Source organism: Labilibaculum sp. DW002, assembly GCF_029029525.1.
GTDB classification, from domain to species: Bacteria; Bacteroidota; Bacteroidia; order Bacteroidales; family Marinifilaceae; genus Paralabilibaculum; species Paralabilibaculum antarcticum.
Genome location: NZ_JAKJSC010000001.1, coordinates 2,774,386 through 2,786,210, shown reverse-complemented (window position 1 = coordinate 2,786,210; position 11,825 = coordinate 2,774,386). Strand labels below are relative to the sequence as shown.

The following is an 11,825-nucleotide window of genomic DNA, read 5'->3' as shown; positions in this document are numbered from 1 at the left end:
TGCTTTTCTATTAGTTCTTACTTAAAGATATTCTTTTTAGGTGTTGTTGCAACAAAATCCTTCAAATAAAAGGGCTCAAAATAGGCTACATCTTCAAATTCTTGTTTTTGAAATTTTGCTTCAGCCAATTCAATCATTCCAGTTGCTGTTGGTGTTACATTATCAAGAAAGATGCCATTTTTACTTTCGATGATTTCTTTGCACTTCGCAGCACCATCTCCAAAGAATACAATTTCTCTTTCCGATAGCTCCTTTGCATAGGAGTTTTCATCAATAATATCTGCTGAAATATCTTTTTTTAATTCATTTTTGTCATTGTAAAATGCGGTATACACTTCCATTCTTCGAGCATCAATCATTGGGCAATAATAGGCCTTTTCAGGATTTTTTAATTGCGATTGAATGTTTTCATTGGCTAGTAATGGTTTTGTCATTGCTTGCAATGTACTTATGGCAATTAAAGGAAGTTCAGCACCGTAACAGATTCCTTTTGCAGTAGAAACACCAATTCTTAAGCCAGTGTATGAGCCTGGGCCCATGCTAATCGCAATTCCATCTAAATCGGAAGTTGAAAAACCATTCTCCTTTAGGATGTTTTCAATAAATACCGTTAGATGAGATGCGTGTTTCATCCCTTCTTTAGTTTCTTTTAGAGCTAGTAATTCTCCGTCTTTTCCTAAACCAACAGAACAAACTGCTGTTGATGTTTCGATATGTAAAAGTAATGCCATCTGATAAAAATTTAAATCACTGCAAAATAAAGGATAAAATAGTAATTGTGAATGATAACTAATCAAATAAATAGACTTTATCCATATAAAATTACAATCAAAAAGAAATCATCGTTCTATATCTAAGACAAATGATCAAACCAATACACGTATTCGGGTAAAAAAAAACTCTCAACAAACTTATTGTTGAGAGTTTTGAATTGGTAATGTAAACTTGACTATAAACTGATTTCGACTCCATTATAGAAGTCTATGATTTTTGTTCTGAATATGTAATCGTATTTTGCTTGAAGCAGATTCGACTTTGCTTTCAAAAGATTATTTTTTGCCTGATTGTATTCAACTGAATTTACCAAACCTAAATTAAATTTCTCTTCGGTATAACGGAAAGCTTCTTCCGTCGAAGAAACTGCAGTTTCACTTGAAAAATATTTTTTCATCGCTGCTAAAGCATTCGCGTGAGCTTGCTGAATTTCTTTTCGAAGAATATTTTTAGTATTTTCCATATTCAACTTAGAACGGTCAATATTAATCTTAGCATTACTAATAGCTCTGTTGACAGTTCCTCCATTAAAAATAGGAATTCTCAAATTGAAACCGAAACTTTTTGATTCAAAAAGCTTCAACTGATCATATAGCTTCATCTCTTTTCGAATAACTATTGGATTTCCTCCTACATCAAATCCTGTTTCTGGTTGATTTTTCCTATAACCTGACCCCCAAGAACCTGACATCGAAAGCGAAGGCGTGATTTGTCCTCTTGCAATTGCTAAACCTTTTTCAGAACTCTGCAATCTATATTTAGCTGCTTTCATCTCAGGACGAAATTCCAATGCACTAGTAAACACTGATTCAGGATTCACAAGAGATCTTGTTGCATTTAATACAGGAAGATCAGGAGTTTTGATATCAAACTGATCTGCACTTTCTAAATCTAAAAGTTGAGCAAGATCTAAGAGAGCAATGTCTAGAGAATTTTGAGCATTAACCACTGCAAGGTCTTCTCGAGCAGCTTGTGCTTTTTGTTCCATTAAAGTTCCCTTTGGAAGCGTTCCTGCTTCGACCAATGCACTTGTTCTTTCGATTTGAAATTTGGTAACTTTTACTTGCTCCTGAGCAATATCTAAAAGCTCTTTTTTAAATAAAATGTCCAAGAAATAGGATGTAATGTTTAAAGCCAAATCATCTTTAGCTTTCTCCACATCCTGTAAAGCTGCATTCAACTCCAATTCATTTTTTTTAATGGCATTCCTCTTTTGAAAACCATTAAAAAGAGTCACATTCGATGATAAACTTACAGATCCTGATTGACTATTATTATTTTCATAAGTGTTACTAGCACTAAGGGTACGTCCATAATTAAAATCGTAGCCTGAACTACCATTTAAATTTGGCAAGAGGTCGTACTTAGATTGCTCAGTGTTATTCTTTTGAAATTCTGCATCTAGTTTTCTTAACTGCAATGAAATATTGTGTTCTTTCGCATAGTCAATACACTTCTTTAAATCCCATAATTCCTGAGCATTAACTGCCGAGATGGAAAAAATAAAGGCAAGTATGGGTAATAATATTTTTTTCATGTGTGTAATTTTTTGATCTAACGAGAACATGATATCCGGCCATTAATGGCATAAATTTAAGATAAAGATGGCAAATTTATTGGGTTGCCATATTTGTAAAATAAGCTTACGCTTCGTCCTTATCTTTTTTTATTGTGTCAATTTTTTTCTTCTTTTCGCCTTTCAGTTTATCATCTTTTGTAATTCCTTCTAGTACTTCGATGTTGATACCATCCGATATACCTGTTTTAATATAGCGTTGTTCGAATTCTTGTTCCGATGTTTCAACTTCTACAAAACTTGAATCGTTACTAAATTCTAACAAGCTCTCGTTTACAGCTAAAACTTTCTCTCTTCTATCAAGTACAATTTCAGCGTTAGCACTATAACCGGAACGAATAAAGTACTCATTACTTAATTTTACAGCTGCTTTAATTTCAAACTGAATAGCACCATTTTCTGCCACACCTTTAGGAGATATATACTCTAAATGAGCATCGAATTTAAAATCTTCAATTGCTCCAATTGTAAGCTTAAGATTCATGCCTTGCTTTATTTTTCCAACTTCAGTTTCATCAACCTTTCCTTGGAAAATCATTTCGCCCATATCAGCGATAATAGCAACAGTTGTTCCTTCGTTAAAAGTATTACTTTGAATAACCGAATAACCTTCTTTCACAGGAATATCAAGAATCATCCCTTCAATAGTAGAACGGATAATAGTATTAGTCACACTTCCCGATTTAGAAGTCACACCTTCTTTAATAAGCTGAAGGTTATCTTTTGCAGATTTCAACTCTTCCTGAGCACTTCGATAAGCCAAACGTGGCTTTTGAAAATCAGATTCAGAAATTACTTTCTTTTCAAACAACAGTTTATCGCGATTGTAATTGATTTGAGCGTCTTCAAAACTAATTTGAGCTCTCTCAACTCTCGATTCTGCAGAATTCAGATTAATCATATCCGGAATAATCTTAATCTTAGCAATCTTATCACCCTTCTTAAGCATCTGTCCTGGCTCAACAAATAATGTCTCAACGATACCAGATACCCCTTGAGGCTTTATTTTAATCTCTTTACGAGGAATTACGGAACCAGTAGCTACTGTTTTCTTAACGATATCAGTTAACTCAGGCGACTTAGTTTCATAAACTTCAGGTTTCTCTTGCGATTTACTATATAGGAAAGCAATTGTTCCAAAAAACAGCAAGATAAAGACTACGACCATTATAATTCTAAAAACTTTTTTCATATCAATTGTTATTTTCAAGTGTTATATCAAGTGTAATTTATTCGTAACGTAAAGCATCAACGGGTTTAATTCTCATAGCTTTTTGTGCTGGTAACAGTCCGGCAAAACAGCCAAACACAACCAAAACTCCAAGTGCGATAAAAGCTACTTTTATATCGACGTATGGGTTTAAAATCATTTGATTGGTATCTCCAGCCATTTTACCCGCTCCTTCAACTATCAGAACTCCAATAACCAAGCCCCAAAAGCCTGAAAAGGTAGTCAGGAAAACAGCCTCAGTAACAATCTGACTGATAATTTCCCAAGGTCTGGCTCCAAGAGCACGCTTCACGCCAATTTCACGAGTTCGTTCCTTTACGACAACATGCATAATATTACTGACACCAATAATTCCAGTAATTAAAACTCCAAAGCCAATCACCCAAAATAAGAAGCCAATACTATTGAAAAGGCCGAATATTTTTTGGAATAATTTGGCAATGTTAAAATTCCCAATTGCTTGTTTGTCATCAGGATGAATGCTGTGACGTCGAGCTAGAATTGAAAATATACTATTTTGAAGCTCCTCAACCGATTCACCAACTTTGGCCGTTGCAATAAAAGAATAGAATTTATCACCTCTGTTATACAAGCGCTGAAGTGTTGTATATGGCATTTGAATAATGTCATCACGATTACCCATGTTTTGACTTAATGGTTTAATCGTTCCTACAACTAGTAGATAAATTCCGTTTACTTTAAGGTATTGACCAACTGGATCTTCATCTTCGTCGAACATTAATTCTTGGACACGAGGTCCAATGGTAATTACCTTTCTCATTTCTTTCAAGTCATTTTCATTAATAAAACGCCCTGAAAGAACTTCCACAGGAATCACTTTATTCATCTCAGGAGAAGAGCCCTTAATTTTAAAATTCCCTTTTTTGTCGTTTCTAAAAGTATTGTGAGTAGCACCGCCACTCCATCCATTAATTTCTGGAGCTATATTTTTTAATTCAGGAACTGATCTTTTAATTGCGGCTAAATCTTCATTTGTAAACTGATAAAATCGATTTCGAGGCAATCCTTTATATGCTTTGGTTGTTCTTTGCACCCAAAATACGGTAGAATTGGTTGCGAAATTCCCCAAAGAAGATTGTATGTTATTCTGAAAACCTCTACCAATTCCCAGCAGTGTCACGAGAATTAAAATCCCAAACATAACCCCTGAGCCTGTAAGAGCCGTTCTTAATTTATTTTTTTTGAGGGCAGAAGTAATTTCCTGCCATTTATCTAAATCGAACATGATCTGATTGTTTATTTTAGTCAAAATACTATTCATCCCTCAGTGCTTCAATCGGCCGAATAGAGGCAGCTCTACGTGCAGGAAAAAAACCTGCCAAAGCACCTGTTATTACAAGAACAATTGTTGCACCAACAGCTATTCCCATATCAACTTGTGGATCTAAAAAATAAATTGCCGCCGGAGGATATAGTTTTTCAATAAGATTAAATTTTGAAATCGTCTCAAGTAGTCCGACTCCGGCGATTAAACCAACATAGCCCGAAGCAGCTGTAATAAAAATAGCCTCCATCAAAACAAGCGAAACAACAGAAATTGGAGATGCTCCAATAGCTTTTCGAATACCGATCTCTTTGGTTCTTTCTTTCACAACTATCATCATAATATTGAAAACTCCAATAACACCCAGTAAAATTGTAAAAACCCCAATGATCCAAACAAACTTTTCAATACCTCTAAAAAGGGCAGCAAAAGATTGAGAGTTTTCAATGTTATTTTGTATCCACAAGGCACTTTTGTCTTCTTTGCTAAATCCGTGCTCGTCAGCCATTTTGTAGATGACTTGTTGTACTACATTTTTACTTTCTTCAACAGAAACATCACTAAGAGTAAAAGAAATTCTTCGAACATGATCGTTATTATTGAAAATCTTCTGAGCTACCGTAATCGGAATATAAATTTCTCTCGAGTTATCATCAAAGCTAGATTGATGAAAAACACCAATTACCTTAAATTTAATGTTGTTGATTGTAATAAACTTGTTGACTGCTGTTTCTTTTGGGAAAAGAACTTCTTTAACAACATCTTGAATAATTACAACTTTTCGATAGTCTTTTATATCTTTTTTATTCAAAAAGCGCCCTTTTAGAATATCAAAATTTGTAATTTCCTTATAGGTATCGTGAATTGGAGAAACATTAAAGTTTCCAAAATTATCTTTATAGGATATAACCTCTGCTCCCGGGATATAACTCATTGCAGAAATAGCATCCATCTTTTCTATGGATTTTTTTAGACTCAGCAAATCCGCATTTTTCATCTGAATCCTTTTTCCTTCGGGTGTTCCTTTATATGCTTTGGTAGTTCGCCCACCATATATCTGCATACTGTTTGTAGCATCCTGAGCGAAAACATCTTTCATCCCATTACGCAAACCTCTACCTGCTCCCAAAAGAAAAATCAGCATAAAGATTCCAGTTGCAACCGAAAATCCAGTAAGAAAGGTTCGGGTTTTATTTTTACGAATGGTACTAAATATCTCGTTCCATTTATCTCTATCAAACATAGCTTAATTGTAGAGCGTTTTTTTGATTAGGTTGCCTTATGCTTGGTGACTTTGAATTGTCTCGGAACTATTGATTTTTTTATTTTCAATAATCGATTCAATTAAACCATCTTTGAGATTAATGATGCGATCTGTCATTTCTGCAATATCCAATTCGTGAGTAACAATAATTACTGTAATTCCGCTACGGTTAATTTCTCTTAAGAGATCCATTACCTCAAGTGAGGTTTGAGAATCCAGGGCACCAGTAGGCTCATCAGCAAGAATAATCTTCGGTTGAGTTATCATTGCTCTCGAGATAGCTACCCTTTGTTTTTGACCACCCGATAATTCGTTTGGCATATGTTCAGCCCACTCTTTCAATCCCATTTTATCGAGATATTCAACGGCAAGCTTATTACGTTTTCTACGTGCTACCTTCTGATAGTATAATGGGAGTGCCACATTTTCCATGGCGTTTTTAAAGGATATCAGGTTAAAAGATTGAAATACAAAACCCAATAAATTATTTCTAAGCTTTGCTGCTTTAGTTTCGCTCATGGCTTTTATTTCCTGATTGTTCAAGACATAAGTACCATCGTCATGATTATCAAGGAGACCTAATATGTTTAGGAGTGTCGATTTACCTGAACCTGAAGATCCCATGATGGAAATCAACTCGCCTTCTTTAATATGCAAATCAATTCCCTTAAGTACATGAAGCTTATTTGCCCCAGTAATATAGGACTTGTGAATATTTGTCAGTCGAATCATAATAGTTAGTGGTATTTGAAAATCTGTAAACAATATTACTGTTAAACATTCACATTGCAAACAAATTTAGATAAACGCATTTTTTTATCGACAAACCAGTGAATATGACTGATAAGGTCAAATTGTAATCGATAAATAAGTTAAGAAAAAAATCACCTCAAATTCTCATTGTATAATCAATAGATATGCCACAGATGTAATTAGGTTGATAATTAGGGCTTTAGTATAATTAATGCATTTCAGTGTTAGTTCCATTGTGTCCGTAAATATTACATGCACTGTACGATAATGTACGCTATATTAATCAAAAATAAGTTAAACTATGCTTGATTTTATTAATATATGTGAATAAATACGAACACATGTGATCAAAGAAAATATTTAATGTATTTTTAGATTTTTAAATGAAAAAAATGGAGTGGAATAGCTTATTATCGGCAAAACGATTTGGTCAAGAAGACCAGTTTTCTTCTGTACAACAGATAGATATTAGATCGCAATTTCAAAGAGATTACGATCGCTTAATATTCTCATCACCTTTCAGAAGGTTACAAAATAAAACACAGGTATTCCCTCTTCCAGGAAGTATATTCGTGCACAATAGATTAACGCATAGTCTTGAAGTTTCAAGTGTTGGTCGCTCTTTGGGTAATGCGCTTGCTGATAAGTTAATACAACTAAATTTATCAGATGATCTTTCTAGCATTAAAGAAATTGGAAGTATTGTAGCTGGTGCCTGTTTGGCTCACGATTTAGGTAACCCACCTTTCGGTCATTCCGGAGAAGAAGCTCTCTCTTACTATTTTACTCATGACGAAGGGAAAAAACTAGAAAGTAAATTTACAAGAGAACAGTGGGCTGATCTTTGCAATTTTGAAGGTAATGCCAACGCTTTCCGCCTATTAACTCATGCCTTTAACGGAAGACGAAAAGGTGGTTTTGCTTTAACCTATTCAAGTATTGCAGCCATTATAAAATACCCATGGGAAAGTAATAAAATTGAAGTTGTTGGTAAGAGAAAGTATGGTTTTTTTCAAGCTGAAAGAGAAGATTATTTGAAAATTGCAAAAGAATTGGGAATTCCTGAATTATCGGATGGTATTTTTGCTCGTCATCCCTTAGTCTATTTGGTAGAAGCAGCAGATGATATTTGTTATCAGATAATGGATATTGAGGATGCTCACAAACTCAAAATCCTTAGCACAGATGAAACAAAAAAACTGCTATTAAGTTTTTATCATCCCGAAAAGGATAAAGCTACTTTTGATAAAATTGATGAAACCTGTAAAGAGGTAACCGATATAAATGAGCAGATTGCATATATGCGTGCCGGTGTTATTGGTAAGTTGGTGTCGGAATGTGTTGCGGTATTTGTGAACAACTATGAGCTTATCATGAGTGGTGAGTTTAAATCTACTTTGATTAAGGAAATTAATGAAGATGCTTTGCAGGCTTATAAAACATGCACTAAGATTGCTGTTTCTAAAATCTACAATCACCGTTCTGTTCTTGAAATTGAACTGGCTGGTTATAAAATTTTAGGTACTCTGTTGCAAGAATTTGTAACGGCGGTATTAGAACCTGATAATTTCTACTCGAAAAATCTTTTGTCCTTAATTCCAGAGCAGTATGATATTGAATCCGATACCGATTATGGCAAAATCATGTCAATACTCGATTTTGTTTCGGGAATGACTGATGTTTTTGCTCTCGATTTATACCGAACTATCAAAGGCATTAAACTTCCAGGCATTAATTAAGGTGTGATTGTTTTCTGAAATTATCATTGATAAGATTTAATAATTGATTGTATGAAGTACCTGTTTTCTTTTCTTATTGTTTTCGCATTTTTAATCAGTTCTGCTTCGGCGCAAATTGAATGGTTAACATCTAAATCGGTTGAGTCGAATATTAGTTTTGATATGCCCGAAAAGCCTTTTGTTCAAAGAAAAGAATTGAATGGTATTACTGTAGAGGTATTTAGTTACAAAGATGCGGTTACTGTTTTTGGTGTTGTTGCTTCTAATTTCTCTGGTGTTGGTTTGGATTTTACGCATTCCGATCCAACAGAATATTATAAAGAGATGAAGGAGGGAAGTTTGGTAAGGGGAAGTACAGTCTTAATTTCGGAGAATTCAGTTGCTTTTAAAAGAATGCTGGGCAAAGAAATTGTGTATACTCAGATGGTAGGAAAGCATGAATACACCTATTTTAAGCGATTCTTCTTTAGAGGAAAATTTATTTATCAAATTGCAATTGGTGGACCTTCTCGAATGAAACAATTATTAATAGATAAGAAGAATTTATTTTTTAGCTCAATCGACTTTACAGAGTAAAAAAGTGAATTGATAAATTAATATTACGTAAATGTGAACTGAAAATACGCGTTTAAAAACTCATATTACGTAATTATTAAGTCCGGCTAAATCTCCTTGAATATTTCCAATAATCGTGCTAAATTTATATAGGTAAAATAACAATATAATTTAGGGATATGAAAATTTTCAGAATGATTAAGGAGATGTTTTCATCAATAGATGAGGATTTTGTAGTTGTTGATTTAACAACAAAAATGATTCAATCTATGAATTCAAAAGATTGGAATCGCCTGCGCGATAAGAAGAATTATATGGTGATAAGATAGTATTGGATTGTAAATTAATCCTAATACAGAATAGAACAAATTGCTTAAGTTATGATTGCATTTGTTTTATTTAGGAATTGTATGCTCCAGTGATTATTGTATAATCGGTTAATACCGATTTTTTTGTGCTTTATTGAAAAAGCTACTTATTCTCTTTTACGATTTGAAAATTGTTATTCACAACATCCATTAATTTTTTTGATGTTAGGGGTTTACTAATAAATCCTTTTAAATTATTATTTTCCTCAGACTTATCAATGTCATCTTGATTTAAACTTGAGGTGAGCATTGCCATTACAATCTTTCCTTTTTGTTCTTCAGGAAGTTTAACGTACTCCTCTAAAAACTCCCAGCCGTTCATTTTAGGCATGTTAATATCTAGAAATATAATTCCGGGTTGCGGATATTCTTTAGCCTCCTGATACCTACCAGAGCATGTTAAAAACTCTAATGCTTCTATACCATCGTAGGTTACCTGCACGAAAGTGTCAATTTTAGCATGTTTTATTATCATTTGATGCAAGTAGTTATTCGACTCTTCATCATCAATAAGTAGAATGCAATTTAGGCCGTTATATTTTTTCATCATTTTTAATGTTTGAGTTTATGGTAAAGTAAAAGGTACTGCCTTTTCCAACTTCTGATTCTACCCAGATATTTCCATTGTGAAGTTCTACTATTTTGCGGCAGTGAGCAAGTCCAATACCTGTTCCTTCATATTCGTTACGGCCATGAAGGCGTTGGAATATGGTAAATATTTTTTCATTGTATTTTGGATCAATTCCAATTCCGTTGTCTTTAACTGAAAAACTGGTTTGGCATTTGTCTTGGCTTGCAGTAATTGATATTTCTGGAGTTTTTTCTGGGTCCATAAATTTAATGCTATTACTAATCAAATTTTGAAATAACAATCGTAATTCTGTTTCGTAGGCAAAAGTGAATGGCAAATCACCAACTGTAATTTTTGCATTTGTTTTCTTAATGATGTAATCAAGGTCGTGGCAAACGGATTGAACTAATGATTTGGAATTTAGCTTTTTCATTTCAGCTTTGTTTCCCAACCGACTATAATCTAAAAGTCCTTTAATCAACTCTTTCATTCGAGTAGAGGCTTGATTAATGAATTTAAAACTGTCCTTTTCTAAATCATTATAATCTCTATCTGGATGATTCTCTATGATTTCGATGAAACTGATGATTGTATTAAGAGGCTCTTGAAGATCGTGTGAAGCGATGTAAGTAAATTGTTCTAATTCCTTATTTTTTGCTTCTATCTTTTTTGATTGTAGTTTTGTGGCTTCTTCAATCTTTTTTCGTTCTGAAATATCAATTATCGATGCCAATACTTGGTTTCCATTTACTGTTTCTAAAGGATTTAATCCAATTTCTACAGGAAATTCACTTCCATCTTTTCGAATTGCAAAAAGATCTCTACCGGCTCCCATTGCCCTTGTTTGTGGTGCAGCTAAAAAGTGATTGCGTAAGTTTGGGTGATTAGATTTATAGCGAGATGGGAGTAATACTTCCATTTTTTTTCCTACTAATTCCTTTCTAGTATAACCAAAAAGAACCTCTGTTTGTTTATTAATCAAATTTATAACACCCAAGTTATCAACTAAAATAATGGCATTTGGAGCTGATTCTACTACCAATCGAAATTGTTCATTTGCTTTTTTGCGAGTGGTAATATCAATAATTGAAGCCAAAACAAGAGAACCATCAACAGTTACAATTGGATTTAATCCAATTTCTACGGGAAATTCAGACCCATCTTTTCTTAAGGCATAAAGATCTCTATTAGCGCCCATTTGTCTACTAGATGGATTGTTAAAATAGGTTTTTAATAGGTTTGGATGTTCTTTTTTAAATTTATTTGGGATTAGAATTGATAAATCCTGACCTATCAATTCTTGTTTTTTGTATTGAAACAATTCTTCAGAAAAACTATTTAAGTAGGCAATTTTACTCATATTATTAATGAGAACTAAAGCATTTGGTGATGCTTCAACCATTAATTGAAATGTAAGTTCGTTTTGTTTGAAGTTAGTCATGTTTTATTTTTTTACACCAATTCAGAACCTATTGAATAAATTTATTATGTATTCAATTTAAGTATTTTAATTCTGATTAAGAAATATAAGTGACAGAATAAAATTTGTTTGTGTAGACTGTTATTTTGTTTCACAAAGGATGTATTTTCTTCATCAGGTTTAGTGTGTTTTTATACTGTATATTCTTAGAGGAATATTTATTTGATAAATCAAAAAGAGATAAACAAATCGGATGGTTTTGAGTATCTATATAAATAATTACACATTG

The 11,825-nt window shown here is 33.3% G+C and carries 11 protein-coding genes; 3 read left to right on the top strand and 8 right to left on the bottom strand.

Annotated elements, in window-relative coordinates:
* Positions 1–17: 17 nt before the first annotated feature.
* From tsaB to L3049_RS10995, 6 genes are all read right to left on the bottom strand, one after another.
* Positions 18–731 carry a tRNA (adenosine(37)-N6)-threonylcarbamoyltransferase complex dimerization subunit type 1 TsaB gene (gene tsaB / locus L3049_RS11020; protein WP_275109862.1) on the bottom strand — a complete coding sequence of 238 codons (714 nt, stop codon included), beginning with the start codon at positions 729–731 and terminating at the stop codon, positions 18–20.
* A gap of 218 nt (positions 732–949) precedes the next feature.
* The gene (locus L3049_RS11015) at positions 950–2,311 is read right to left on the bottom strand and encodes a TolC family protein (protein ID WP_275109861.1); all 1,362 of its coding nucleotides are present in this window, start codon (positions 2,309–2,311) and stop codon (positions 950–952) included.
* A 106-nt stretch (positions 2,312–2,417) separates the two neighbouring features.
* Positions 2,418–3,542, bottom strand: coding sequence for an efflux RND transporter periplasmic adaptor subunit (locus tag L3049_RS11010; protein ID WP_275109860.1), 1,125 nt, complete (start codon positions 3,540–3,542; stop codon positions 2,418–2,420).
* A gap of 37 nt (positions 3,543–3,579) precedes the next feature.
* The gene (locus L3049_RS11005; protein ID WP_275109859.1) at positions 3,580–4,863 is read right to left on the bottom strand and encodes an ABC transporter permease; all 1,284 of its coding nucleotides are present in this window, start codon (positions 4,861–4,863) and stop codon (positions 3,580–3,582) included.
* Positions 4,856–6,109, bottom strand: a complete 1,254-nt coding sequence (locus L3049_RS11000) for an ABC transporter permease (protein ID WP_275109858.1) — start codon at positions 6,107–6,109, stop codon at positions 4,856–4,858. Before L3049_RS11000 ends, L3049_RS11005 begins: the two co-directional genes overlap by 8 nt.
* Positions 6,110–6,145: 36 nt before the next feature.
* The gene (locus L3049_RS10995; protein WP_275109857.1) at positions 6,146–6,862 is read right to left on the bottom strand and encodes an ABC transporter ATP-binding protein; all 717 of its coding nucleotides are present in this window, start codon (positions 6,860–6,862) and stop codon (positions 6,146–6,148) included.
* A gap of 413 nt (positions 6,863–7,275) precedes the next feature.
* On the opposite strand from L3049_RS10995, the gene L3049_RS10990 reads away from it, so the two are divergent.
* The 3 genes from L3049_RS10990 to L3049_RS10980 all read left to right on the top strand — a co-directional run bounded on the left by L3049_RS10990 (position 7,276) and on the right by L3049_RS10980 (position 9,506).
* Positions 7,276–8,622: a deoxyguanosinetriphosphate triphosphohydrolase gene (locus L3049_RS10990; RefSeq protein ID WP_275109856.1), complete on the top strand. Its 1,347-nt coding sequence runs from the start codon at positions 7,276–7,278 to the stop codon at positions 8,620–8,622.
* 51 nt (positions 8,623–8,673) lie between these two features.
* The gene (locus L3049_RS10985) at positions 8,674–9,198 is read left to right on the top strand and encodes a hypothetical protein (protein ID WP_275109855.1); all 525 of its coding nucleotides are present in this window, start codon (positions 8,674–8,676) and stop codon (positions 9,196–9,198) included.
* A gap of 158 nt (positions 9,199–9,356) precedes the next feature.
* Positions 9,357–9,506 (top strand): hypothetical protein, encoded by a 150-nt coding sequence (locus L3049_RS10980; protein WP_275109854.1) that lies wholly within the window; start codon positions 9,357–9,359, stop codon positions 9,504–9,506.
* 142 nt (positions 9,507–9,648) lie between these two features.
* Here the strand turns inward: L3049_RS10980 and L3049_RS10975 are convergent, their stop codons facing one another.
* Together L3049_RS10975 and L3049_RS10970 are read right to left on the bottom strand one after the other, a co-directional pair.
* The gene (locus tag L3049_RS10975) at positions 9,649–10,092 is read right to left on the bottom strand and encodes a response regulator (RefSeq protein ID WP_275109853.1); all 444 of its coding nucleotides are present in this window, start codon (positions 10,090–10,092) and stop codon (positions 9,649–9,651) included.
* Complete coding sequence (locus tag L3049_RS10970) at positions 10,079–11,557, bottom strand: PAS domain-containing sensor histidine kinase (protein ID WP_275109852.1); 1,479 nt, start codon at positions 11,555–11,557, stop codon at positions 10,079–10,081. The genes L3049_RS10975 and L3049_RS10970 overlap by 14 nt, the downstream gene beginning before the upstream one ends.
* Positions 11,558–11,825: the final 268 nt, after the last annotated feature.